At 50.0% G+C, this 24,026-nt stretch carries 26 protein-coding genes; 22 read left to right on the top strand and 4 right to left on the bottom strand.

From position 1 onward, the window contains the following. Positions 1-17 precede the first annotated feature (17 nt). Positions 18-851, bottom strand: coding sequence for a hypothetical protein (locus tag BN3277_RS02080; protein WP_059040657.1), 834 nt, complete (start codon positions 849-851; stop codon positions 18-20). 355 nt (positions 852-1,206) lie between these two features. Here BN3277_RS02080 and BN3277_RS02075 point away from each other — a divergent pair, with 355 nt between their 5' ends. The 7 genes from BN3277_RS02075 (at position 1,207) to BN3277_RS02050 (ending at position 6,356) form a co-directional block, all read left to right on the top strand. Then, positions 1,207-1,500, top strand: coding sequence for a hypothetical protein (locus tag BN3277_RS02075; protein ID WP_059040656.1), 294 nt, complete (start codon positions 1,207-1,209; stop codon positions 1,498-1,500). Positions 1,501-1,517: 17 nt separating this feature from the next. Continuing rightward, positions 1,518-3,398: a phosphoadenosine phosphosulfate reductase domain-containing protein gene (locus tag BN3277_RS02070; RefSeq protein ID WP_059040655.1), complete on the top strand. Its 1,881-nt coding sequence runs from the start codon at positions 1,518-1,520 to the stop codon at positions 3,396-3,398. Continuing rightward, positions 3,395-3,562, top strand: coding sequence for a hypothetical protein (locus tag BN3277_RS25425; protein WP_157688668.1), 168 nt, complete (start codon positions 3,395-3,397; stop codon positions 3,560-3,562). Before BN3277_RS02070 ends, BN3277_RS25425 begins: the two co-directional genes overlap by 4 nt. A gap of 37 nt (positions 3,563-3,599) precedes the next feature. Then, on the top strand, positions 3,600-4,040 hold the full coding sequence (locus tag BN3277_RS02065) for a hypothetical protein (RefSeq protein ID WP_059040654.1): 441 nt from the start codon (positions 3,600-3,602) through the stop codon (positions 4,038-4,040). Between the two features lie 79 nt (positions 4,041-4,119). Then, the gene (locus BN3277_RS02060; RefSeq protein WP_059040653.1) at positions 4,120-4,332 is read left to right on the top strand and encodes a hypothetical protein; all 213 of its coding nucleotides are present in this window, start codon (positions 4,120-4,122) and stop codon (positions 4,330-4,332) included. 79 nt (positions 4,333-4,411) lie between these two features. Continuing rightward, positions 4,412-6,142 carry an LPD1 domain-containing protein gene (locus BN3277_RS02055; protein ID WP_059040652.1) on the top strand — a complete coding sequence of 577 codons (1,731 nt, stop codon included), beginning with the start codon at positions 4,412-4,414 and terminating at the stop codon, positions 6,140-6,142. 34 nt (positions 6,143-6,176) lie between these two features. Beyond that, entirely contained in the window at positions 6,177-6,356 is a 180-nt protein-coding gene (locus BN3277_RS02050) for an aspartyl-phosphate phosphatase Spo0E family protein (protein ID WP_059040651.1), read from the top strand. 476 nt (positions 6,357-6,832) lie between these two features. On the opposite strand, the gene BN3277_RS02045 is transcribed toward BN3277_RS02050, so the two are convergent. Further along, positions 6,833-7,819, bottom strand: coding sequence for a helix-turn-helix domain-containing protein (locus tag BN3277_RS02045; RefSeq protein WP_059040650.1), 987 nt, complete (start codon positions 7,817-7,819; stop codon positions 6,833-6,835). Between the two features lie 1,185 nt (positions 7,820-9,004). Here BN3277_RS02045 and BN3277_RS02040 point away from each other — a divergent pair. After that, entirely contained in the window at positions 9,005-10,246 is a 1,242-nt protein-coding gene (locus tag BN3277_RS02040) for a replication initiation protein (protein ID WP_059040649.1), read from the top strand. Here the strand turns inward: BN3277_RS02040 and BN3277_RS02035 are convergent. Then, entirely contained in the window at positions 10,234-11,343 is a 1,110-nt protein-coding gene (locus BN3277_RS02035) for a replication initiation protein (RefSeq protein WP_059040648.1), read from the bottom strand. The genes BN3277_RS02040 and BN3277_RS02035 overlap by 13 nt on opposite strands. A 361-nt stretch (positions 11,344-11,704) precedes the next feature. On the opposite strand from BN3277_RS02035, the gene BN3277_RS02030 reads away from it, so the two are divergent. From BN3277_RS02030 to BN3277_RS02005, 6 genes are all read left to right on the top strand, one after another. Next, positions 11,705-12,670 carry a hypothetical protein gene (locus BN3277_RS02030; protein WP_059040647.1) on the top strand — a complete coding sequence of 322 codons (966 nt, stop codon included), beginning with the start codon at positions 11,705-11,707 and terminating at the stop codon, positions 12,668-12,670. Between the two features lie 15 nt (positions 12,671-12,685). Next, positions 12,686-13,936: a toprim domain-containing protein gene (locus BN3277_RS02025; protein ID WP_082691265.1), complete on the top strand. Its 1,251-nt coding sequence runs from the start codon at positions 12,686-12,688 to the stop codon at positions 13,934-13,936. A gap of 32 nt (positions 13,937-13,968) precedes the next feature. Then, positions 13,969-14,502, top strand: coding sequence for a single-stranded DNA-binding protein (gene ssb / locus BN3277_RS02020; RefSeq protein WP_059040645.1), 534 nt, complete (start codon positions 13,969-13,971; stop codon positions 14,500-14,502). A gap of 14 nt (positions 14,503-14,516) precedes the next feature. Beyond that, positions 14,517-14,816, top strand: a complete 300-nt coding sequence (locus BN3277_RS02015; protein ID WP_059040644.1) for a DUF5983 family protein — start codon at positions 14,517-14,519, stop codon at positions 14,814-14,816. Positions 14,817-14,892: 76 nt separating this feature from the next. Continuing rightward, complete coding sequence (locus tag BN3277_RS02010; RefSeq protein ID WP_059040643.1) at positions 14,893-15,123, top strand: hypothetical protein; 231 nt, start codon at positions 14,893-14,895, stop codon at positions 15,121-15,123. Positions 15,124-15,234: 111 nt separating this feature from the next. Next, on the top strand, positions 15,235-15,426 hold the full coding sequence (locus tag BN3277_RS02005) for a hypothetical protein (protein ID WP_059040642.1): 192 nt from the start codon (positions 15,235-15,237) through the stop codon (positions 15,424-15,426). Positions 15,427-15,941: 515 nt separating this feature from the next. Here BN3277_RS02005 and BN3277_RS01995 read toward each other — a convergent pair. Further along, positions 15,942-16,445 (bottom strand): type II toxin-antitoxin system HicB family antitoxin, encoded by a 504-nt coding sequence (locus tag BN3277_RS01995; RefSeq protein ID WP_059040640.1) that lies wholly within the window; start codon positions 16,443-16,445, stop codon positions 15,942-15,944. A 165-nt stretch (positions 16,446-16,610) separates the two neighbouring features. Here BN3277_RS01995 and BN3277_RS01990 point away from each other — a divergent pair, with 165 nt between their 5' ends. The 8 genes from BN3277_RS01990 to BN3277_RS26365 all read left to right on the top strand — a co-directional run bounded on the left by BN3277_RS01990 (position 16,611) and on the right by BN3277_RS26365 (position 23,996). After that, on the top strand, positions 16,611-18,353 hold the full coding sequence (locus BN3277_RS01990; RefSeq protein WP_148500957.1) for a sensor histidine kinase: 1,743 nt from the start codon (positions 16,611-16,613) through the stop codon (positions 18,351-18,353). Positions 18,354-18,399: 46 nt separating this feature from the next. Then, positions 18,400-19,164: a LytR/AlgR family response regulator transcription factor gene (locus tag BN3277_RS01985; RefSeq protein WP_059040638.1), complete on the top strand. Its 765-nt coding sequence runs from the start codon at positions 18,400-18,402 to the stop codon at positions 19,162-19,164. Positions 19,165-19,392: 228 nt separating this feature from the next. Then, positions 19,393-20,553: a DNA polymerase III subunit beta gene (gene dnaN, locus BN3277_RS01980; RefSeq protein ID WP_059040637.1), complete on the top strand. Its 1,161-nt coding sequence runs from the start codon at positions 19,393-19,395 to the stop codon at positions 20,551-20,553. A 56-nt stretch (positions 20,554-20,609) separates the two neighbouring features. Next, a complete protein-coding gene (locus BN3277_RS01975) occupies positions 20,610-21,002 on the top strand; it encodes a hypothetical protein (RefSeq protein WP_059040636.1) in 393 nt (130 codons plus the stop codon). 2 nt (positions 21,003-21,004) lie between these two features. After that, positions 21,005-21,334: a hypothetical protein gene (locus tag BN3277_RS01970; RefSeq protein WP_059040635.1), complete on the top strand. Its 330-nt coding sequence runs from the start codon at positions 21,005-21,007 to the stop codon at positions 21,332-21,334. A gap of 166 nt (positions 21,335-21,500) precedes the next feature. Then, positions 21,501-22,391 (top strand): YecA family protein, encoded by an 891-nt coding sequence (locus BN3277_RS25680; protein ID WP_059040634.1) that lies wholly within the window; start codon positions 21,501-21,503, stop codon positions 22,389-22,391. Positions 22,392-22,414: 23 nt separating this feature from the next. Then, a complete protein-coding gene (locus tag BN3277_RS25920) occupies positions 22,415-23,044 on the top strand; it encodes an SEC-C metal-binding domain-containing protein (RefSeq protein WP_059040633.1) in 630 nt (209 codons plus the stop codon). 70 nt (positions 23,045-23,114) lie between these two features. After that, complete coding sequence (locus BN3277_RS26365; protein ID WP_059040632.1) at positions 23,115-23,996, top strand: DUF6615 family protein; 882 nt, start codon at positions 23,115-23,117, stop codon at positions 23,994-23,996. The last annotated feature ends 30 nt before the right edge of the window (positions 23,997-24,026 follow it).

Raw genomic sequence — 24,026 nt, 5'->3', positions numbered from 1 at the left:
GTTATACATAATCTTGGTTATAACCGAAGGACCTTTTCCATTTTTGCGAGCGCACGAGCGGCTTCTCTGGCAGCTTCGGTTGCAACCGCGTGGTTTAGTATACGTGCGACGGCTTTTTCTGCAGGATGATCGTAAGGGACCGGGACCATGTCTCGGTTGTCTTCGAAGTCGGCCAAAACGTAGCGGACCATATTTCCAATGCGGTATTTGTTGACCCCGCTCATGTTCACGTGGTGGTAGACTTCCGCATTGTGCCGGAACCCGCGCAGCTTCTTTAAGTCTTGGAGACTTAACAGCTGATCCGGTAACGTCCGGACGGGGCTGGCGTCCATCGGCGCTTTCCACGCCTCCTTGTGAACATCGAGAGAAGCCCTGCGGAGGATACCCAGGTGCCTACTTTTGTCCCGCACGACCTCGACCAATACTTCATAATTTGGATGAGTGGTAAACTGCTCGAAGGGGATGACCGCAAATTTCTGTTCCTTGCTCAGCCGGTCCAGCATAAACGCCTCAAAGCTCGCGCGATCAAGGAGAATCCGCTTTTGGAGCAACTGCAGCTTGTACATCTCCATCTCTCTACCCGTCCGTTCAAGTTCTCGCATCACGGCGATTCTGATCGTCTGAGTTACGCCGATATGGGGGATATGGGGTTTAATCTCTTGTAGGGCAAACCGATAGGAAGATGATATGTAGGCAGCAATCTCCTCGATCGACAGGTCAAACCCCGATTCGATGTAGCTTTCATAGATGGACAGGATCTCGGACATTTTCTTGCCTTCTCCGTCAATCCGGATGGTGTTGTCGCTGCGTTGTACCCAATCCCGCTTTCCTCGAACATTCAGCTCATCCATGTCGGCCCTCTCCTTAATTTATAACATATTATAAATTATTAAAGATACAATCACAGACGGACCACGAATAGCCGCTGCGAATACGAGTGTGATAGGTTCGGCTCAACCGAGCTCGTTCCTATACCATTATTTTAAGAGAGCTACACAATATTTACAATCCTTCCCTGCAAGCGATATAATAAAAATATTATGAGAATCACCTTTATTTTTTTCTTTGCCGTTGACGATTCGGCGAAGTAGGGGTAGCTTCACAGCGAATAAATAACGGACTGAAACAGGAAGGTCATAAAGCGTACGGTACACGTATGTCTTTGGGGCCTTCTTTTTTTGTGCCCAAAAAAGAGGAGGAATAGGGATGTTTATGGACGATCTGCAGGCTGAAATCGAAAACGACTATCTTAAAACGCTGAAGGTCTACGGGAAGGACGGTAAAGTACTGCTATCGTTGTCCAATATTCATCGGATCGTACCGCCGCGGTTTCCGAACACCAAGACGTTTGACACCATCGAAGAAGTCATGGCGTTCATCCGGAAGGAGCGAGAGTATTTTCGGCACTCCATGCACCAATACTTCCTGCTTCACGCCTACGAGATCGTTGACGAGCACTACATTCGGATCTACTACAATGTGCATAGCTCCAACAGCTGAGGGAGGTAATAGAGACAATGCAAACTTATGAGTTGGTAGATAACAACACGAAGGTTGCGATCGACGACCGGTTGAAGGACTACTGTTCCGTCGTTTTAGATTTGTGGGATTACTTGGAGGCGGAAGGGTTTTCGTTTAACGGCGTTATTCGGGACTGTACTGGAATCTTTCAGAACGGGGCTTACTATGCGATCCACCACTTCATCAAAGATCGACCTCAGGCAGATTGCATTGCCCCCGACAGCGGCTTTTCATGGCACGACATCTTCCGGCGCGATTCCGTCCAAGGGTCGCTTTTTTTATTTTTGGAGGAATCCGGATTCGAGCTAAAAATGCCAGAGCAAGCCGCGATCGATGCGCTCGTTGCGTCCACGGCTTTCGACGTAATGGACGTCTTCTACGACGCACTTTATCCAAGCATGGACAACTGGAGCTACATGAGCCCGAAGCATAAGTTTCAGGTTTATGCGTTCCATTCGACTTGCGCGCTGCTCGTCGAGATTTACTTCCTCGACATTCCACCATACGGCGCAAGCAATGTCCCGCTTCCGTTTCCTAAAGAGCGGTGCCAGCCGGCTTTCGATTTCTTCGGTTTCGAGATGAGCGAGCCTCCGAAAAAATCGGCCCGGGTCGCCGAAGGGGAGTCCTTAGATTTTCTCGATAAGGTCGATGACGAGCTGCTGGCCGTAACGCGGGCGAAGATCAAGAAAATTTACGATGAACATTCGATTATTGGGCTATTAAATTCGGGCGGGGTCGATTCTCGACTTACGCTTCAGCTCATGATCGAGCATGCGATTCAGAATCCGGATCCGACGAAGCGGATTATGGTCATCTCGGCAGATACGCTTGTCGAAAATCCCGGGGTCAAAAAAATTATCCATGAATTGCGGGACTCGCTCTGCAAATCATTTCCGTGGATCGAGTATCACATTGTGGAGCCTAGAGAAGACAATACGCTGCTTGTCTGCATTATTGGTAAATCATACCAAAGCCCATCCGTAAATTTTAAGTATTGCGTCCGCCGCCTCAAGGTGGAGCCTGCCCGCGAATTTCTTGAAGCGGTGTTTCTCGCCGACGGTGCAGAGGACACGGTCCTGGTGCTCGGGACTCGGGATAACGAAAGCGTTCAGCGGAGGCGCAGCTTGTCGAAGCATTTCGGGGATGACTTCTACGGGCATCACCCTGTCGGAAACATCCGGACTGCCTCACCGATCCGCGACTGGACGAAGCAGGAGGTCGTCACATATCTTGCTTTCAACAGGGCACCGTGGAAGGGCGCACGCAATACGGAACTGCTTGCCTTTTACGGCAACGCCGCAGGCAGCGAATGCCCGCTCGGCGCCGCGGTTGTAAACGACAACGAAGCCGTGATGCAATGCGGGAAATCTGCAAGGCTAGGCTGCTGGGCTTGTACGATCTCGCAGGACAAGAGCATGGGCAACCTGATCAGCACGTTTCCCGAATATGAAAAGTATTACCAATTTCGGGCAGTGTTAAAGGCGATCGGACAGGACATTCGGTACGGGGGGATTTCGGGCTTCCAGCGAATCGGGAAGTCGAAAATCGGCAGCGGCATCGGAGACCTTACCATCGATTGCCGGACGCTCCTTTTAGAAACGATGGCTCGGCTTAACATTGAATGGCGGGAGAGCGAAATCATCACCGCTTATCAGATGGTGTTGGAGCGGGAGTCAATCGAAGGTTTCCCTGTCACTGAGCGTTTCCGGGAGGCAATATACAAACTTCTCGGCTTATCTGGCCCGTTCCGCAGGATGTTCGGTCACTCCGTATTCGATCCGTTCGGAACCGGAATCGATCAGCCTTCTCCAGAAGACGCGGCGGCCATTGAGCGGGTTCTGACGCAACAAAAGATGAACGAGGGGTGCTTGGTATGAAAAAAACATTTTGGAGTGTTATTGGACTGATGCTCTTAATCGTAATCGCAACCCATTCCGAGACGGCTATCTCTGCTTTATCTTCTAAGGTTGTCTCCGGCGCATTGTCGTGGTTCTTGGATTCGATTCTTGAGCTTTATGCGCACGGCGAACTCGATGCGTAATTAACTTTTCACACAACCGAAAGGGGATAGGGTAGGAATGTTTGGATTCGTTAAGAGCATTCGTGGTCGTTTCCGTACTGACGATACCGTAGAGGTGATCAGCGGCGTTCGCAGGGGGATGACCGGAGTCGTTCAAGAAAGCTACTATGAGCCGATCGTCGATCAGTTCGTCTATAAGGTCAAGTATGAGTGGAACCAGTTTCGGGACAACTGTATCCCTGTTGTCAGCTTGGAAGCATACACATGGGAACGTCACAACGAACTGCAGCTTGTTAGACGCGGCAGCTTGCTGAAACGAATTAAGCGGTTCCGCGACGACTTGATCTTACAGGGCGTCTTTACGATTTTTGGTGCTCGCGCCTTTATGCTGGCGGTCGAGGAGCAAGCGGCACTGTACTACGCAATCGCCGGCCTATATTCGGTCTGCCTGTTCGTCAACACGATGCAGCTGTATCGGCGTATTAGCTGGGGGAAATAACCCGCTTCTAGTCACTACCCGCCAGGGGGATGAAATTCGACATCCCTCCTGGCCGGGGGTGTCACTAGGAGGAATAGAGATGCTGGAATGGCTTAAACGGCTTTGTCAGTCGTTCTTGGCAATGAATTGGGTAAAACGGAATCTCGACTTTTTTGCATCGCTGGACGAGGAGGATTTCCTCCTTGATGAGGAATTCGATCAAATGATGCTCCCGCCGCTTTCCAAAGAAGATCTCGCATACTTGTTCGATGCGGATTGGGAGCTTGATCTTGTCCCGCAAGTAAAAAGGTAAGCATCCATAGTTTCCGACGTCCTGGCGGACGATTAAACATCCTCCGCCACGGGCGGAGGGATATGGAGGTTGAGGATTCGTGACCGAACAATTGGCTTTTTCGCTGTTTGACTATTTCACGTTCGACGAATGCAACGCGGTTCCGGCGACTCAAATCGCTGTCACGGCGGCCGACACCCGTGGCACCACAGGATCATTGCGCAAGCAATACGCTTACGATTGCGGTGAGGAACTGCTTGGCGCGCGCAAGCATCTTGCATCTTCGCACGCGATGTTTTCCGCTGAATGGCAAGAAGCGATTGAGGAAGATCCCACACAGGCGTATCAGATGGTCTGCAAGGACGAACTGGTCGGCTCGCTTCGTGCGGAAAGGTTTCAAGAAGAGGGATATACGTCCGAGGCGGCATTCGTGATCAAGCAGATTTGGGATCGAGTGAGCCAGCGGCCGGCAGATGATCCTCTTCAGAGACGGTACTTCATTCAAGCGGTGATCGAGTTGAAAGCGCTGTTCTCGGATGCCAAGTCGGTGGACGCCGTCCAGGCGGCGGTTTTGACGCTGCGCGAGTGCGCCCGTAAAGCCTATTACACGCGGTATGAGCAGAAGGTGCAACGTGAGCCTGAGTTGATGACATTCGCGCATTGGCTGTCGCTTGGGGATCGTTTTCAGTCGCTCTTCATAGCCAAAAACCGATCCGGCCCTGGGTACCGAAAGATATTCGATCGTGCCTTCGAATCCGAAGAAGGACGTGATTGGAACTGGGCGGTGCGCAGGGAGCATAGCGTCAACCGGAAGTCAAACAAGACCGTATGGGAGCGAATGGTGCCGGATGAGGTCATTCGACTCTCAAAGGAGCCCTCGGGCGTGAATAAGCCGGAGGACATTATTGAACAGTATGGATTCCGGGGAGTCCAGTTTGGCAATTACGTCGAGGACGCTGCCGGCCGTTATCATGTTCTCTGCTCGGGGAATGCTTGGGCAGACCTGGCCACGATCTTAAAGCTCCCGCGTAAAGCCATTTCTTTTTACGGCGCACTCGGGATCGCTTACGGAGCCCGGGGGAGCGGCGCAGCAGCAGCGCATTTTGAACCAATGACGAACGTCATGAACCTTACGAAATATCGCGGTGGCGGTGCGCAATGCCACGAGTGGGCGCATGCGCTAGACCAAAACCTGTATTCGTATTCGTATCGGTTCGTGAACGGCAAGCGCGCTTTTATATCGGGATCCGAAGCGGGTCCGTACCTGCCAAACGAAGTGAAAACGGCTTTTGCGTCGTTGATGAAAGCAATCAAAGAGGGGACTGGCCGCCGTTTGGTGAAAGTTCCTGACCCGCTTCCGCAGCCAAAAAATCGTTACTACGAAAGCGTCAAAGCGAAGCTCGCGAAGAACGGCTACGACGTGAGCGCAGCACTTAGATCTTTGGTGGGGCAATATCGCGTCAAGAAGAACATGTGGACGGATATCGGCTTCATGTACTGTAATCTGCTGAAGGATGCGGGGAGGGCGGTACCGACGGAGTTCTACATCCCTTCCGACGAAAGTCTGTTTTATGCTGATGCAAAGGCAAGAGGACAGTATTGGCGCCGGAATCATGAGCTTTTTGCAAGAGCGTTCGAGGCTTGGATCGAGGATGAACTAGCTGAAGCCCGTTTAACCGATTCCTATTTGGTTTATGGGACGCAGTTTGGCGGTCCGTATCCGACCGGCGAAGAAAGGCTGTTGATTAACGCTGCTTTCCGCAAATGGTGGGAAGTGCTGATGCAAGCTGGCATTTTTTCGGATGACCGTTTTTGGCGGAATGCTCAATGATCGACTAACCATTTTCAGAACCGGGGGGATACGGATGTCGAAGTCCATTAAAGATATTGAAGAAGCGATTCGACGTAAGAGGGAAGTGTTGAATCGTGCGGGAGAGCGTTTTGGCGTTCGTTCGCCATATGTGCTGAAGAAATCACAGGAGCTGGACAGCTTGCTTAACGAGTATTCGGTCTTGTCCATGTCTTCGCAAAAGAGGGTGAAATAAAAGCTGTTCAAAGAACAGGCGGGGACCTCCTCCGCTTGTTCTTTTTTTTTGTGTGTTAGATCCAGAGAATATTTTACCTGCATTTATAATAGTGATGATAATAATAGAATCGTATTTCTTAATTGTATTGTTTAATTCAATTACTTAAATTCGTATTTATTTCTACTCGGATTTTGACAAAGGGTATCTCATTTTTGCGGATGGATTATCTCAATTTTGGGGATAGGGTCTTTCAAGTCTTGAAATGCGGCCAAGCCTATCCAATTTCGAAACCCCGCTATTCAGAATTTGAGAGGCGGTATTTATGTGGATAAACCCGATTCTCAGATTTTGAGAAACATCGCCTTTCAAAATCCTATACCCCGCATGTCAAAAACTGAGAGGCGGCATTTCAATAATCTATACGCCGCCTCTCGGAATTCGAGATACGGCGATAGGGCAAAAAAAATGAGCATGGCAGGATCGCCAGCTCTTAATCATTCCCGTCGCAGACAATCGAATTCGACGTCTACGATCTGATCATTTATGGAACGGATGGTCTCTAGTATCATTCGTTTATAGCGCGACTCCAGCCAATCGCGGGTAAATTGCACAGGGGAGTACACGATATATTTATGGTTTCTTTGGATCACGAACGTATTTAAAAACCACGTACTAAAGGAAGGCCCGGACATTTTGGATTTAATAATTGCCAGTGCTTTATCCCATACTTCAATGTCCTCGGGTGTCTGCTGATGTTTCAGCAGCTTCAGTTTATCTTGGGCTTCTTTCTCCAGATGGAGCGTCGATTTTTCTTTTCGGACGATTGTTCCTTTACGGATTACGTCCTCATAAACTTCGGAGAAATCGACAGCGGAATCAAGCGTTAGAATCTGATTAAAATTTGTGACGATCCCCTGCATGTACTTGTCATGGTCGAGTTTGAGCTCAGTCGGTAACTGCTCGTACAATTCCTGCGGTAGAAAGGGGACTTGCTTCCGCACTTTGAACAGGGGGCTTTCCTCCATGTTGTTCTTGTCGGCGTTCTGTACGTTGAACATGAGGACGAAACCGAAGTCTTCCAAGGATTTGAGGATCTTCTTGATCGTGTTGCGGCTCTTGTTCATTTTCAAGCCGATCATCTTGAGATCCGGCCAGCAGTAATCTTTCTCGCCATAACAGTACCGCTTGAGGTGGCCGTATAGGGCGACGCCTTCCGCCGTTAGAAAATGGCTCCAATAATCGAATATATAATTGCTGATAATCGTAACGTGCCCGTCGACGTAGGGAATAGGCTGCCCATGTTTGTCCAAGGTAAACTTACGAACTTCTTCTTCGGGGATGAAGATTTTCTCTAGTTCTTTCTCGGTATAGGCTTGCTCTGATCCGCTTTTGGTTCTGACTTTCGGCTTTTCGGTACCCGTAGGTCGATACCGGTAGTACAGCAGCTTGTGCTGTGTTCCTTTTAGATTTTTCTCTATCATTTCCTCTCACCTCTATGCTGCCCAGCCATAGGGAAGAGGGACTTCACAGGTAAAAAAGATTGTGATACACTATCCACAACTTTACTTTAATGAAGTCCTCAAATCCTCCATCATTCAACGTCTTACGCTTGGCGGCCGCGGACGGTGAATGTCGATCGGGATGGGGGCTTTATTTTTTTTTCTTTGTACGGGAAATTATTCTAATATATATATTAGTATATTACCTTCAAGGTTCTACAAATTTCCACTCCTTGTTTTGTGACAGAAAATTAAAAATGATTAAGCGTTTGACGAAGCCAAGCGCAATTTGTCTGTTTTTATATTCTGTTTTTCTTTTTTTAATGATTTATATATGAATAATTGTTTACGAGACGGCATAAGTATTGATACGACAGGCTTTATTGGGCTTTACCGTCACAAATCTAGGAGTCTACCATCACGTTTTAGGGAGTCTAGCAATCACAAATGAAGGAGTTGGCGCGCACGTTTAAGGGAGTCAGCTATCACAAGATGGGGAGTGGAGCTGTCACATAGAAGGGAGTCCAACACCCGGATTATCACCCGATTTGTTACCTCCAGGGGGTATAACTTGATTTGCTGCCCGGTTTTCCTCCGATCCGCACGGATTTGCATCGGAAAGCTCCTCATTTTGTGACAGCAGAACCCGTGTTGCCCGATTCATGTATTCAGAACTCCCTATATTGTGACCGTAAGATATCTGGACTCCTTGATTTGTGACGGCTCCGAGCCTTCCGTACTCCTAAACTTGTGACAGCTAACCGTATGGGGCTCCTTTATTTGCGACCGCAACCGGAAATACTCCCGGTTTTGTGACAGCTAGCCTGTGTAGACTCCCCGTTTTGTGACGGCCGAGTTAGTTTTACTCCGTGTTTTGTGACAGCTCCACTTCTATTCCCTGAAATGTGACCGCTGGGACTTTATTTCACTCCGTATTATGTGACAGCAAGCCGAGCTTTCACCAGAAACGACGGTTATTGCTCCCCAATTTGTGATAGTTGGAGGCTACAAAGCCGATAATACTCCCTTGTTTGTGACGGCTCGGCGCTTACGCTCCCCGTTATGTGACGGCCCACCGACTTTCTGCAGGATTTATCTGTCACATATAAAGGAGTGGAAATTAAGGGAATGGTTCTTTATATTAAATTTGAAGGGAGGGGAAAGAGAATGTCTACTGAGCAACTAGAATTAGATTTTGGACCACCGACTCCAATATCGCCGGAATACATCGTTACGAAGTCGAACGTTCTCATTGAAACGCCCCTTAACCTCGACTTGCAGGAATCGCGAATCATCTATACGCTGATCTCGCTTATCCAGCCGGATGACGAAGACTTCAAGACGCATCACATAAAAGTAAAGGAATTTGCGGATATCCTCGATCTGCAAGAGAAGAACTTCTACAAGAAGATCCGGGATGTCGTTACGGGGCTGCAGCGAAAGCAGCTGGTCATTCGTGAGAACAACGGAGAATCCGATCTTGTAGTAAACTGGCTTTCCGCTTCCCGATACCATCACCGTAAAGGGCTCGTTGAGTTGGAGTTTTCGCCGCAGTTGAAACCGTACCTTCTTAAATTGAAGAAGGATTTTACCCGATACAAGCTTGCAAATGTGCTGGTCCTAAAGAGCAAGTATTCAATTCGGATGTACGAGCTCTTGAAACGCTATTTGAACTTTGGAAAACGGCGGTTTACGATCGAGCAACTTCGGAACTTGCTTGAGATCGAGCCGGACAAGCTGACCCATTACGGCCACATGAAACAGCGCGTTCTTCTGAAAACGCAGGAGGAGCTCGCCGAAAAGACGGATATTTCCTTTGATTTTGAGGAAACAAAGGTTGGACATAAGGTGGTCGCCATAACCTGTTACATAAAGCAAAATCACCGCAAGAAACTGCTGCAGAAAAGTGCGGAGGTTTTTGAGAGCGACGTTACAGCTTATTCTTTACTGACCCGTTTCGGTGTTCGTAGGGCGGTTGCGGATGAGCTGATCGCGAATTTCGGGGAAGAGCGTGTAAAAGCGAATATTCAATACGTATATGAAACGAAGCAGGAAGCCAATATCGATAACATAAGCGGTTACATCGTGAAGGCGATCCGAGAGGACTTTGTCAATAACGGCGCCGGCTACGACGATGAAGACGATTTTGATTTTGAGACGTCGATCCCTCAGTTGAATGCTCGTCTGCGGCGTTTGATCGAACTCCACCAGGAGAAGATTGAGGCCGGAAAGAAGTCGGACGAGAAGAGACTGCGAAGCGAAATGACGCAAGAGATTGTCGATGAAATTCATCGTACGCTGGATCTTCGGCGGACCCGTAATTTACGGCCGCTTGAATCTGATGATTTTGAACACCCCTATGCGCGGGACATTTACGAATACCTGTTGGAGCACCCCTACGTCGTATGACGGGGGTGCTTCTTTTTTCGGTTCATGGAGATAAAGGCGTTGATATCCTTGTTGATCTTGTCCGAGGCTTTAACCCATAAGCTGCCGGCGCGCTCTGCCAATCCCGCCTCGGCACAGAATCGATGAAATTCCTTCTCGATCACAAAAAGGGGAGTCAGACTGACCGTCTCTCTGAACCGGTCGAGAAAATCGCGAAGGAGCAGGTATTCATCCGTTTGCAGGCCGTTAAGTGGCTGCCCGTAATCTTCGGTATCCAGCAGTTTGGTCAGATAAGGCACCGGCAGCCGAATGGTCTCGATACGGCTGCGGACGTAGTCCAGTGCGACAATAAAGGCGTACTCGCCTTTCTGAATCCACTTATCGTACAATGCGGGCGTCATGTTGATCCCCAGTTGTTCGGCTTGGTACTTCGCTTCCTCGTAGAATTGGTCCCGATTGACATCCAGATGGACGTGGGACGCGTAACGTGCGAGGTTGAACTGGACTTCCGTCACACGGTCCCCGCCATGTTTGTGTTCGACTAAGTTGATCGTTAGACCGAAATGACTCCGCAATTCCTCTGTCGCCGGCGTCAAAATCCGTGCTTTGAAGTTTGCGTACCGCGGATACCGGTCCGCGATCCCCAGCATCGCCCGTAGCTCGTCGATTGGAATGACGTCGCCTGACCAAATGCGGTCACGAATTAGGGAGTAGAGCTTAATCGTGAAGATACTCCTGGTTTTGAGGAGCAGATCAATCTCGTCGCTATTGAACATGCGAGCGATCCGGAGGAAGAGGACCTCGACCGTCGGATGCAAGGTGAAGTAAAGCATCGCTGTGCCGGACGGGGCGTCGATCTTCTCAAACAGGCGCCTTGTGAACACGAGCGATCCCGCTTGGATTTCGGTCTCCGATGATGCAAGGCGAATAACACTCGTCTTGAGTTCGGTGTATTTGACGTTTTGGTGTCCCATGCGTTCAGATAACTTGGTAATGTCGGCTTCATATCGATGCGACGGGGTTAGGTTTTCGCGAATCGTGTCTGCCAGCCAAAGCAAAATTTTTGTTTCCGTAAGGGTAAGGTTGTCCATCCCAAAGTAGTGCATCTCAAACGTCATTCGCCCGTCACCTGCCTTACCAGTATTATACTTCACCCTGGGGCGGGGTGGGCGCCCTCTTTTCTGGAAAAGTGAATAATGCTATAATTTACTCATTACTAGATTGAAATCGTATTTTCTTCGCCGTCTAATACTTTCGGTGAAGAGGGAGTTGGCTGTCAAGGCTAATAGGTATCAATGGAAGCAGTGGGTGCATGCGGGAGACGTGTGCGCTTTTTTTGCGTCCATTTATGAGGCTCATCCTTCGGATGGGCCTTTTTTGTTGGAAATAAACAGGCGAAGGGGGAATGGTCATGAGTCCATGACCAGCACTTAGCAAGGCGTAGGGGCAATAGAAATCCATTATGGGAGGAATGCATGTATGGGAGGAAATTACGGTCGCAGGCAACATCATCAAAACGGTGACGGTGGTTACCAGAGGACGGAGCTGGCCGGCGGGCTTGCCGAGCATATTCTCGGACTGGCGCTCGAAAAACGGAAGCTGGCAGCCGACCATATCAAGCATGTCTATGATACCGTTCCGCAGCAATATCACAAGCATATTCGCCTGCTGTCGCAGAAGGAAAAGCTGTGGGACAAGGAATTCTTTCTCACGGATGAGCAGCGGAAGCGGGGGCTGCAGTCTTACAACGGCAAGACGTTCGTCGAAACGTATCGACCGTACGTAGATGTTGAAGGTCGTATTACCGAGATGATTGACGTCCACAACGAACAAGGCCGCGGCTACAAGCTCGACACCTACGCTGACCAGATCGGCAATTTTTGGGTCATCGAGTGCGTATTCGAAGGACTCAATCGTAGGGGTCAGGAAGTTAAGACCCGCGATCGCGCCGTCATTGGGTTTGGCGGAACGGGCGTCGATGCGACAAATCCCATTGAAAATGCAACAACGAGTGCTGTCGGTCGCGCGCTTGCGCAAGCGGGCTATGGTTGCATTGGATCCGGATTGACGTCGTTCGAGGATATATTCATCGGTCTATCGAGGCAGAAGGCGCTCGAAGAATTGAACGCGGCTAACCGGCAATCCGGAGAAAGGTCTTCGGGTCGGAACGATGGCGGGAACTCCCGCGGCGCCAGCGGGGGCACCCAACCAGGTCAACCGCAAAACCGAAACGAGCAGGACGATCCGGCAAACGCGAAGAATCTATTGGTACGGAACCTGATCGATCTTACGAAAGGGTTCGACCAAGTGTATCTTAAAAATCGAGTGTCCCAGCTGCTGAAAATTACGTTCAACGGTAAATTTAATTCGCTTGACGTTGGGCAGCTACGGCTCGTTGAAGCGCACCTGAAGGCTGAGCTGGAGAACAACCAACGGGTGTCGTAGGAAAGGGGTTATGGCATGAGACTACGCAGAACAAGACACGTCGGATGGTATGAGATTATGTCTCAATGCCCGATTTGTGGTCATAAAGGTTGGTGCGGGATTAACGAGGACCAAAACATCGTTCACTGCATGCGGGTACCGTCCGAAAAATACAAAGACACCGATATCGGCCGCCAATATACGCATTATCTGACCGACCGCGTGCCGAGGGAAAAGATTGAGATCGAAGTTTCGAACGCAGTCGAGAAGCGTCCAGACTACCATCTTAATCGCGTCTACCGTGCCTTGACGAAGGAGCTTACGCTTTCTGCGAAGCATGCCGACCATTTGCGATCCGTTCGGATGATGGAGGAGAACGCCATTCGATTGCGCGAGTACCGCACGATGCCTGACCGTGACCGCTTCAAGGTTGCGAAAGGCGTCATCGGGCGGCTCAGCGCCGATAATGACCTACTTGGCGTCCCCGGCTTTTTCGTGGCCGAGGGACGCTACGGTCCTTATTGGACAATGGCTGGCGATACGGGTCTTATGATCCCGTTTCGTTCCATTCACAATGAGATCATCGGATGGCAGATTCGAGTGGATAAACCCCAGCTGGAATTATCGATGCAGGGGGCTATCAAGGGTGAAATCTTGGAAGAGATGGAACCGCTCGAAAATGGTTTACGTCGTGCCAGATGCTCGCTTCGTGTTCAAGATAAGATCCTTGAGGTCATTCTGACGGAGAAAGATAAAAAGGTTTGCCATGCTAAGTCCGGGCAATTCGTCTTTAGTGTAAAGCTGGAACAAGGGACGAAGTATTGGTGGTGGAGCAGCGGTTCGAAGACGAACGGCGCATCCATAGGCGGTCCACTGCCGGTTCATTTGGCGCTCCCGCATCCATGCTTGCCGTACTGGAACGTCGGGGAAGACCCTAGCGGCCTGATTGATTGTTCGGAAGTATGGATCACTGAAGGCGGATTGAAAGCTGACCTTGCGGCGGATTTGATGGTCAAACCGTTCCTTGCTATTCCGGGAACAGGGGCATTCCGACTGGCGTTGGAACCGCTCAAGCGGCTCGGATGCCGGCACGTCGTACTCGCGTACGACGCAGATGCGGTTACGACACCGGAAGTACAGCGTTCCCTTGAACTTTGCGCGGAGTTTTTCGCTAAAGAAAGCGATATGGCGCTTAGTTTGGCGATGTGGGACGTGTCGCTTGGGAAGGGCATAGATGAATTGCTTCAAGCAAATTACGTACCCCAGGTATCATCCTTGCTTAGTTAGGGAAAAAAATCATGGTGGAGTGTGAATAGAAAGTGCTGAACCGGGTTATACTAATCGGTCGCTTGACGAAAGATCCCGACATGAGATACACGCCGGCGGGCGTCGCAATTACACAGTTCAATCTCGCGGTAGACCGTCCATTTACCTCAAACGGCGGTGAGCGGGAGGCAGATTTTATCCCGATCGTCACGTGGCGTCAGCTCGCGGAAAATTGTGCGAACTATCTTCGCAAAGGCCGACTGGCGGCAGTTGAAGGACGCATCCAAGTACGCAGTTACGATAATAACGAAGGGAAGCGGGTTTACGTGACAGAGGTTGTCGCAGACAACGTACGCTTTCTGGAATCGCCGAACCGAGAAGGCGGCAATGGCGGTAACGGCGGGAATCGAAGCGCGGAAGGCGGAAACTATGGCGGCAGCTCCGGCGGAGGTTACGGTACTGGCGGCGGCTATGGCGCCGGCGGAAGTTACGGCGGCAACAATTCGTCTCGCGGCAGCAGGGACTACGATCCGTTCTCGGATGAGGGCAGGCCGATCGACATATCGGAAGACGACTTGCCGTTTTGAAAGGAGGAGACGTCATGGGGGCAGTAGAAACGGGAGTAAAATCGGCTATCCGGAATATGCTTGAGCTCTCAACCGCGCATATCAGTTCGGAAACGAACCAATGGCTGTCGGGTGACGAGCATGGAACATTAATCGTTTACGACAAGCACATTTATGGATACTGGATTCTGGTTCCGGAAGCGGGGAAGAATCTCGATGGGGTTCCCTCGGAGCTTCAGGACATATTACGGCTTGCGGTTGCTGAAGGGTGTTCGTGGGTGATGTTCGATAGCGACGCCCCGACCGTTGATGGAATCCCGGTATTTGATTGGTAGTGGTAAGGGGAATTGCTCTGGCGAGTGCCGGGCGATTCCCTTTTTTAGTTTAGAAAAATGAAAGTGAGGGGTATCGATGCAACCATTGCTCGATTCGATTGATCCGGTGAAGTTGGAAGACATCAAGGCAGGAGACTACGTCGTTTTTCGACTGGTGAACGGCGATCATTTTTCCGGCAAAATCTCAGAAGTGGAAACCCAAGTGTGGTTTTCGTTCGTCGACCGCGGCGGTAGACTGCATGCAATCGAAATCGCATGCGTTGAGGAGCATGACAGGCGCCCGTGCGAACAGGAGGGGAATAAATGATTCATTACGGATTAGTAGATCGCAGGACAGGCGAAATGGTGGACGTACGCTTGGGCCGCGGCGGCGCGTGGGGAGCTGCATGAGAGGACTGTACGAGGGGAAGACGTCCTCGTGCAGCCGGTGATGCTGAGAAGCGATTATGCTCGCATGCCGTCGGACTACCGGTCGGAAAAGGAAGGGGTTCCGTACCTTCTCTATATGGGCTTGAACGGAGGAACAACGTACGGTCCAGTGATTTTGCTGGATTATTGGGGCAAGTGGTCAGAGATGGAGCATCACAGGCCGCTTGTGTCTGTCGGATAAGGTGGCGCTCAGCGCGTCACAGTGAATAGGAGCTGGTATTGATGAACATGGCTGCCCGCGCCGGCGAGCAAAGCCGAATACCAGCGAACCGCTCATATAAGCCAAAAGCCGCGGCCTGCCGGCTCTCGGTAAGGCGGTTTCGCCCGGAGCCGGGCAATTTGTACATTTGTGTATGTGTAAAGGACGAGGGCAGGAAGCTGCAGCTTTCTGTCCGAGCATATCATTCCGGCATCCACGTCACATTCCCTCCGATGGACCGCAGGGAGATCGTGAGGAGATGGATGCAATCCGTTTATTGTCGCACAGCTCGCAGCACAACCGTTGATTTATTGTTCGACGCGGCTTTCCTTCGCATCGTCCCGGATGTACTATCCTTTGAAGAGGTGGGGGCATTGATGACCGAGTGGAAGCAAGACGTAAACCCATAGGAAAAAAGTAAGAGAGGGCAGCCGCGCTGCCCTCTCTCTATTGTTTTGAATAAATTGGATCGACTTTTTTTGACAAGTTATGACACATTAAATATTGTATAATACTTCTGCATTCCTGAAACTTTTTTGTCGAAACAGAATGTGCGATGCGTGCCGAAGATTGACAGAAACCGACTCGATTCGAACGAAATCATTCGGCATTGGTCTGCCGGCAGTAGTCCGTTCGGCCAATTCCGATTCAAGGATGGTTCTTGCTTTCGACCGCACATCCAGAAGGGACATGCCTGCAATCCGAACCCGCAAGCCTGGGATGTAGGCGGTACACCGCTCAACGCTGCTGCTCGACTCATAGAGAACAGGGTAGCTCTCTCCTGCGAGCTCAATCGTTTCCGATCGGGCGCTCTCAGATGGGATACCTTGTCCTCTAGTAATAAGGGACGCGATCTCTTGATTTAATATCTCTTTTACGAGGGTTCGTGTTTCTTCGTATGTGTCGCCCATGATGCTTACGTCTAAAGCCGGCACGAACGCAGCAACATTGGACTCAGCATGGTCTCCTTCGAAGATAACTAAATAAGAAACGCGACTCATATGATCCAGACCCCCTTTGCCAATTTCGATAGTGTGCCTATTACACATTCTATACACCACGGCACGATTCAGGAATATTCATGTCCTAAATTGTAGAATTTTTGCCCTGAATTGCAAAAGAAATAGGCATATGGGAGTGGCAACTTGGGAGGTAAGTAGTTGTTAATGTCAGCCAAGAACCTGACTTGGGTTTCATTCATTACTATACTAATTATCCTACTCGCTAATGATGCTATCTTTTATTTTGTAAGTAAAAAGTCCCTTACTGAGAACCTCGCTAGCGAGATGGAAACGATCTCGAATCAAATTAGTCTTAGCGTAGATAACGTTGAGAGCGCTATGTATTTATCCGATACGTTGGTATCTCACGCACTCAAGAATACGGCGATTGCGATCCGCAATGACTTGCCGCCGAGCTACAATGATGTGACGAATGAAAAACTGGTCGAGTTGGCGGAGCAGTTGAACGTCACCGCTATCTCGCTGTTCGCGCGCAACGGCGAGGATATCGTCGTGGTCCGCTCATCCGAACCGAGGCAGATCGGTTTAAGCTCGAAAGGCTGGGGAGATTACTTCACTGCGTTTAACCAACTGTTCAATCTTGAGCCGGTCACAGTGGAAGGGGTTGTTTCCGAACACTACTGGTCCGGCAAGATATCCGGTTCTTCATCAAACCCGGAATCGCTGCAGAATAAATACGGTTATTACTTCGACGGCTCTACTAATTACATCATCAACCCGTACATAGATAGCAGCTATATCCAGCAGATTGAGTGGACGCTAGGGGCAAACGCGTACGTCCGGAAGACGCTTGACGAGAACAAGGGGAAACTATTAGCGATTGCAGGTTTCAATCCGAGAACGTTTGCATTAGATGAAGATGATCCGCGGCTATACACGGTTTCCAACGGAGTAAGAAACCCGCGGTACTCGGAACGGAAAATCCTCTTCGGTTCGAATGAGTATGCCGATCGCAAAGACCTGGAATTTATCGAGGCGGCGATTCGCACTGGGCGCGTTTCGTCCTATACGGCGAACGTCAATGGGTACGAAGTGTTAAAGACCTATTTTCCCGTTACGAGCGAGAACGTACAATTCCCATATGTCATCGGCATTACCAGCAGCATGGACAGCGTTCAGAAAGCTCTTCATAATCAACTCCTTAGTCATACTATCATCATTGCAGTCGTCACGGCCGCCAGTATCATTGTAGGGCTTATCGTAATTCGGGGAATAAACCGGGTAAAGAACAGAGTCGCCCAGGACGTGCAGGATAATTATACCGACGAATTGAACTCCCTGCTCGTGGCTGTCAAAGGCCAGCGGCACGACTTCAACAACCATTTGGACACCCTTCATGGACTGATCGAACTGGAATGTTTCGACGAAGCCAAGCGGTATATCAATGACTTGGCTGAGGAAACGGTCAGAATACACGAGGTCATCGATATCGGCCATCCCGGTATAGCGGCTTTAATACAATCCAAGCTGACGCAATCCATTGCGCGGCATATCGACTTCACTTATGAATTCCGTAACCTGGCCGGTGGAAGGTTGGATATCGTAGGCGTGAAGTCTGTAGATGTTGTAAAAATCCTCGGGAACTTGCTCGATAATGCGTTTGATGAAGTGCTGAAGCTCCCAGAGGGTGAGCGTACTGTGTTCATCAGCGGCGAAACGTACGAGAACGAGCTTCGGTTCGCGGTTAAAAATAAACTACATCGAGAGGTATTACCAGAAGCAATTGACCTAATGTTCCGACCAAAGCAGTCTTCTAAGAACAGCACAGGTATTGGTTTATCCATTGTAAAAGAACGGGTCACTCGTTACAGGGGCGGCATTCACGCGGAATTGCCCGAAGAGGGATTTATTCAATTCAATGTTTGGTTACCAATAACGCTTAGGTGAGGTGCATGCGATAACGACAAGTCACAGACAAAGAGGAGTATAGGAGATGGAGAGGAAATACGCAGTAGTCATCGCGGAGGATGACCTTATTCCGCGCAACAAATTAAAGCATTTTGCTGAAAAATTGGGCCTTACCGTGCTCGATATGGTCTCCTCCGGCTCGCGGTTAATCGAGGCATGTGAATTATACAGACCGGACATCGTCCTCCTCGATATCGGGCTAGAGAAACTTGACGGTATTTCTGCGTATCGTTCGTTGTTAGATAAGGGTATATCGCCCAAGATGATATTCGTAACGGGTTCCAGTAATCCAGAGCATCTTCTGTTGAGCTACGAGCTCAATTCGGTGGACTATCTTGCGAAACCCGTTACATTCCCACGATTTGAGATTGCAGTGAATAAAGCGATCCAGCGTATCAAGGCGGACGAGTTATTAAACGCCGCGGTGTCGGAACAAGTAAACATGATTACCGTGACGCATAAGTGGCGTGACCTAACCTTCAGCGAGAATCTGATCATTTATGCCGAGAAGTTGAGCAAGGTAAAGCACGTCAATATCTATCTATCGGATGGCCGGGTGATTGAGACGAGCACGCCATTAAAGAAAATGCTGGAGCAGACGTCCAGGTATATCTTCAGTCCGCACCGTAGTTTTCTCGTAAACCTCAAATATGTTGCTTCTGTGCGACCGGATCCTGTTATCTATGGCAACTACCTTATTGCTATGAACCATACCAATGCAGAAGTCATGCTGGCCAGAACGAACTACGATGAGTTCCTTAGTCTTCGGGAAGAGCTTCGGAAAAGCTGAGGCACTTCCCGTCTTGCGGGCTTGTAGGATATTTTCTATAATAAGGGTATTACGAAACACCATTTTTTTTCACCGCCGTTGAAATTCGGTAGGTGAGCGAGAAGGCCCAGAATTGGGCGCAAAATATTGGCACTGAAATTGCCGTGGAGAACATGAACACGCCTATGGTGTGTTTTTTTGTTTTCCACGGCTTTTTTGCGTGCTCAAAAACAAGGAGGAATAGGTAGGATGGCAAACGCAATCCAGGAACAAACAAGCAGTTCGGTAGTGAAGGCAGATGGCTTGTCGTTTAACGTTGAACACGATGCGATCATGAGCGCGCTCACCACGTGCGCGAAGGTTGCTCCAAAGAGCAGCGCTATTCCGATCATGAAGTGCATTAAGTTCGATCTAAACAGCGATACCCTCTTCGTGACGGCGACGGACACAACGCAGTCGGTGCTCCTGCAGCTGAAGGTAGAAAACACGGGCAACCAAAACGGCAGTTACTTGTTCCCTTCCCGGGAAGGTATCGAGCTCGTCAAGCGGCTTCCCAGCGGTACGCTTTCGTTCAGCGTGAAGGAAGCCTCTGTCCATATCTCATATGGGAAAGGTTCTGCATCCCTTCGAGTGCTGGATCCGGATGAGTTTCCGCAGCTGCCAGCCCTGCAAGGAGCGAAATTTCTCCACATTCCGATCGACGCTTTGCGTAAAGGTGCGGCCGCGCAGCGGTTCGCTTCGACGGACGAGAATACGCCGATTCTGTGCGGGGTCAAGATTTACGAAGCCGAAGGGAAACTGGGCTTTGTTGCGACAAACCGCCACCGGATTTATCGGTACATCTCCGATGTAACGATTCCGGACCCGGCGAATTTCCGCGGAGGCGCGATCGACGCGATTCACTTCAAGAGCATCGTGGATTCCTTCAAAGATGCCGATCGCATTGCGATGGCGCTGAGTGACGCATGGCTGATTCTTCGGGATCGCAATATCGTCTACTTCGGCCGGCTGCTGGAAGGGAATTACCCTAATGTGACGGACGTGATGAAACTGCCGCAGCAACCGATCGTTGCGAAGATTCCGCGCGGACCGCTCGATGAAACGCTGAACCGTATGCTCTCGTTGGAATCCGAGAATCATCGGGTCTTTTTCCTTCGAAGCGACGACGGAGAATTGGTCGTGAAGTCGGAAAGCCAGACGGGTGAGATCGTGGAGACGATCGAAGGATCGGTCGTGGACGATGGTCTGACCATGGTGAAGTTCAACGGACGATACCTTCGGGATGCACTTGCGGTCGGGGATCGGGACGTGAAGGACGTCGTGTTGCATATGACCGGACCCAGTTCGCCGGCTTATATGCTCTATGATGGAGATCCGTCCATGACGAACGTCGTTCTGCCCGTAAGGTAACAAAGAGTGGGGCTGCGGGTTATGCAGCCCTAATTCTATGGTTTGGGGGATAAGGCATGGTAAATGCAATGGACGCAGTAAATAAGGCGGATTCGGATGTCGTGGACATTCAACTTACGTACACCAAGGAGCAGCTTCGGCAGCTCATTGATGCTTTACCAAACCGCCATCCGCTTATGGCCGACTTGAAGAACAAGTTGGCGAGTGCTTATGACGAAGGTCGGGAAGAAGAGGGAGTCTATGCTCCGCGTTCCGGCATCTTCGTCATGTTGAAAAATCTTTCTCAAAAGCTCGGCGTGCGGACCACGGAGCAGCTTTTCTCGAAGGCTTTGTCCCTGGTCAACATGGGCGTGGAGCTGGAGGAACGCGGCTATGAAATCTGTGCTGTGCGGCGTTCGGGGCTGTTTGGGAAGGAGGTTGTACGTCTGCAAATAGGAAGGAGTGAATAACCATGCGGGTTGACGAAAAACAGCTCAAAGTAACGGGTGTTGAAGAACAGTTGAAAGTTACGAAGAGCCGTAAAGGTGCCGCAAGCAAGAAGGCGGAATCGGTGACCATCGTGGACCAATACAAGGAGCGCGGTCTGCTTGTAAAGGCTCTCGTCGGTACGGGAATCTTCGTCATTGTAGTATTCACGGTCATCTTTGCGATTCAACTGCTCAGCGGCGATCAGAACGTGGATAAGACGCTTGAAGTGTTCAAGGCGATTTCCTCGATGGCTTCGCCGTTCGTAACGCTGGTCTTGGGATACTATTTCGGCATCAAGAATGGCCGAAAATGAGTAGCCAGAAAAAATGAGGTCCGTCTGCCGTATGTGCAGAACGGGCCTCTATTTTTTTGTCGAAGTGGGGATGAGGTCATAGGAAAAAAGCCCATCCAAATATTGACTTCCATTAACGGAGCGGGGTATGTTTGTCTTACTATATCAAGGGTGGGGAGGCATTCGTATGACTGCAAAATTGGGGCGTAACGACCCGTGTTTTTGCGGAAGCGGGAAGAAATTCAAAGCGTGCTGCATGAATAGTCCGGCAGCGAATCGGCCAGTACAGAACGGGTACGATGAACTCGTAAGCGAGTTTGCGGCGAAGAAAATTCCCTACGATCAAATTGAATTCTATAACCATCCCAATTTCATGGCGCAGGAACGTAGAGATCCCGCATATCTGGAGAAATACGCGCGATTCGTCAATGAGCGGCCGTATAGCGAAGAATATTTGGAGCGGGCACGGACTGTTATTCCGAGAATTTGTAACCTGATTCGCGAGGAACTGGCTCGGGACGGAGCGAAGGGCGCATGCGTGAACATTTCGATGATGCTCTCTAAGGTGCTAGAATTGGAGGGCTTTTGGAATTACTGCGTTAAAGGGGCCCTGACCATCAATTTCTCCTCCGAGTCGAACATCCGGTCGAAGTATTTTTGGCCAGTCGATCGAGGAACGTTTGATGCTGCTCACGCTTGGGTGGTGGCCCCCCCGTTTACGGTTCTTGACTTAACCCTTAATCAGCAGCCGTACAAGGAGGGAGAAGAAGCGTATCTCCCCAATATGGTTCTGACGGAAACGCTTGATACGGCTGACGTCGAGATCCGGGATATATTCAGTCCGGAGGCAAGGGTGTTCATTCGACCGAACGCAAGACTGAGTGATCTACGGCCGGACATTCACAAAAATATTCACGCCTTCCCACCACGGAAGGTAGTCCACGAAGGCACGTCGCTCAAATATATTACGACAGCCGTTTCGATGCCGGACAGCGACCTTTCCGGAATTACGGGTTTTAAGTTGAGCGGAAGATACCCTAAGGCCATTTACGAAGAGAGCATCAAGCCGGTATTGTAAGCCGGCAGGGGAGGAGAAAGTACATGTCCACACCTGGAAGAAATGATCCTTGTCCGTGCGGAAGCGGGAAGAAGTACAAGCAGTGTCACTTGAAGAATAGCGGGAAGACGTGGAGTGAAGTCGCTGGGGAGGTCGAGTTCAGCCATTATCACAGAGCCGCGATCCATCAGACGTATTTCTTGCTGAACGACGATTTCAGGAAACATCCGAATCCTGGAGCGTGTCATCTCCTATCGTCCATCATGTATGTTCTGTTCAGTGAACAAGGCATTTCGTCGGAGCTTTGTATCGGTGAGGTGCGGCGTCCGGATGGACAGTTTTTTGACCATTCATGGGTCGAAGTTGACGGGAAAGTATTTGACCTTTCCATCCAGCTGACGTTGGACGGAGGGCGAAATGCTCCCGTCTTTGCCGGATATGATTTAGACACCGGGTTTCAGACGAAGTTTAATTACCGGTTCAAGTCCGATGGGTTGGGTTTGGTAGCCGAACGAGTATTCAGAACTCCCTTTTCGGATTACCTAGACGGCGCCGATCACGCTCGGAGTTGGGGCTTAATTGAAGCCGTTGGTAAGCCGTTAGGATTAAATTTAACAACGGCCGAGCTCCGCGATCGCTATAAGGATACGAAGCGCGTACTCATAACTCCCTGAGACAAATAGTCTGTCTCAGGCGGAACAAAGGATAAATCTTCGTCACAAAGCGGAAAGGCGGTTCGTATTCGTGATATGTCGCGACATCGTAGCTTACTCTACGTGGTGCTGGGGAACCATCGAAAAATCATTTGCTCGTGGAATTGATGTTCAAGAAGAAACGCTTACCGAGTTAATTCTGTTGGAACTTGTCACTCACCCGCATAATCTTATAAGGCAATATACCAAACTCCAAGAAGGCTCTCTTACTGGGGCGGATTGGGAATGGTTCGTATATACGCCCTGCCGCCGCTGGGTGAAGTTTCGTGTGCAGGCGAAGAAGATAAAAGAAGGGTACGTATACAAACCCAATCACGATATTCGCCGGTCAAGGACGGGTCTTCGCCAGATCGACCTTCTAATGCGTCGGGCAAGATCAAACAAGGCCCTACCGATTTATGTTTTCTACAACAACTACGATAATCGGATAACTGGTCATCCTTGCGGTTGCGCATCAATAGACAACAGCTTGTTTGGGTGGACTTTTACGCCAGCAAATCGGATCCATAGACTTCTTGCCTTACCACGGGGAGCGGGAACGAGAAAGACGTTTAGCTTCGCGGAAGTTAATGACCAATCCTTGCCGATGGCCTGTCTATTTTGCACTTGCGTGTTCCGTGCTACCGGGAGTGGGAGTGGTCCAGGCGGCACCGATTTTCTCGATCAACTTATGGCGCAATTCGCGGACTATTTCGAAGAATACGGGGTTGGGCAAGAGGATGTCGTCTCTGAAACCCCCCCATGGTACGTACGCGACATGTTAAGAGAGGCATATGGGGAACAAGTGACATCGGATCGCTTCCCCGTTGCAAACGATGAATCCGAATCCCACACTCCTCCTCGCGTTCCCTTTGTCGTTATAACGTTAATGGAGGGTTTAGAGCAGAGAGAATCGCAGAATCCCCCTGAATAATCAGCCTTCTTAATTTAAGCTGAACCACAC

It is taken from the genome of Paenibacillus rubinfantis (assembly GCF_001486505.1).
Taxonomy (GTDB): domain Bacteria; phylum Bacillota; class Bacilli; order Paenibacillales; family Paenibacillaceae; genus Fontibacillus; species Fontibacillus rubinfantis.
This window is presented reverse-complemented; position numbering and strand designations above follow the sequence as displayed.

Bases quoted from the DNA above. Each gene is read 5' to 3' on its own strand.
- BN3277_RS02080 (WP_059040657.1), bottom strand. From the start codon at position 851: ATGGATGAGCTGAATGTTCGAGGAAAGCGGGATTGGGTACAACGCAGC.
- BN3277_RS02075 (WP_059040656.1), top strand. From the start codon at position 1,207: ATGTTTATGGACGATCTGCAGGCTGAAATCGAAAACGACTATCTTAAA.
- BN3277_RS02070 (WP_059040655.1), top strand. From the start codon at position 1,518: ATGCAAACTTATGAGTTGGTAGATAACAACACGAAGGTTGCGATCGAC.
- BN3277_RS25425 (WP_157688668.1), top strand. From the start codon at position 3,395: ATGAAAAAAACATTTTGGAGTGTTATTGGACTGATGCTCTTAATCGTA.
- BN3277_RS02065 (WP_059040654.1), top strand. From the start codon at position 3,600: ATGTTTGGATTCGTTAAGAGCATTCGTGGTCGTTTCCGTACTGACGAT.
- BN3277_RS02060 (WP_059040653.1), top strand. From the start codon at position 4,120: ATGCTGGAATGGCTTAAACGGCTTTGTCAGTCGTTCTTGGCAATGAAT.
- BN3277_RS02050 (WP_059040651.1), top strand. From the start codon at position 6,177: ATGTCGAAGTCCATTAAAGATATTGAAGAAGCGATTCGACGTAAGAGG.
- BN3277_RS02045 (WP_059040650.1), bottom strand. From the start codon at position 7,819: ATGATAGAGAAAAATCTAAAAGGAACACAGCACAAGCTGCTGTACTAC.
- BN3277_RS02040 (WP_059040649.1), top strand. From the start codon at position 9,005: ATGTCTACTGAGCAACTAGAATTAGATTTTGGACCACCGACTCCAATA.
- BN3277_RS02035 (WP_059040648.1), bottom strand. From the start codon at position 11,343: ATGACGTTTGAGATGCACTACTTTGGGATGGACAACCTTACCCTTACG.
- BN3277_RS02030 (WP_059040647.1), top strand. From the start codon at position 11,705: ATGGGAGGAAATTACGGTCGCAGGCAACATCATCAAAACGGTGACGGT.
- BN3277_RS02025 (WP_082691265.1), top strand. From the start codon at position 12,686: ATGAGACTACGCAGAACAAGACACGTCGGATGGTATGAGATTATGTCT.
- BN3277_RS02015 (WP_059040644.1), top strand. From the start codon at position 14,517: ATGGGGGCAGTAGAAACGGGAGTAAAATCGGCTATCCGGAATATGCTT.
- BN3277_RS02010 (WP_059040643.1), top strand. From the start codon at position 14,893: ATGCAACCATTGCTCGATTCGATTGATCCGGTGAAGTTGGAAGACATC.
- BN3277_RS01995 (WP_059040640.1), bottom strand. From the start codon at position 16,445: ATGAGTCGCGTTTCTTATTTAGTTATCTTCGAAGGAGACCATGCTGAG.
- BN3277_RS01990 (WP_148500957.1), top strand. From the start codon at position 16,611: ATGTCAGCCAAGAACCTGACTTGGGTTTCATTCATTACTATACTAATT.
- BN3277_RS01985 (WP_059040638.1), top strand. From the start codon at position 18,400: ATGGAGAGGAAATACGCAGTAGTCATCGCGGAGGATGACCTTATTCCG.
- dnaN (WP_059040637.1), top strand. From the start codon at position 19,393: ATGGCAAACGCAATCCAGGAACAAACAAGCAGTTCGGTAGTGAAGGCA.
- BN3277_RS01975 (WP_059040636.1), top strand. From the start codon at position 20,610: ATGGTAAATGCAATGGACGCAGTAAATAAGGCGGATTCGGATGTCGTG.
- BN3277_RS01970 (WP_059040635.1), top strand. From the start codon at position 21,005: ATGCGGGTTGACGAAAAACAGCTCAAAGTAACGGGTGTTGAAGAACAG.
- BN3277_RS25680 (WP_059040634.1), top strand. From the start codon at position 21,501: ATGACTGCAAAATTGGGGCGTAACGACCCGTGTTTTTGCGGAAGCGGG.
- BN3277_RS25920 (WP_059040633.1), top strand. From the start codon at position 22,415: ATGTCCACACCTGGAAGAAATGATCCTTGTCCGTGCGGAAGCGGGAAG.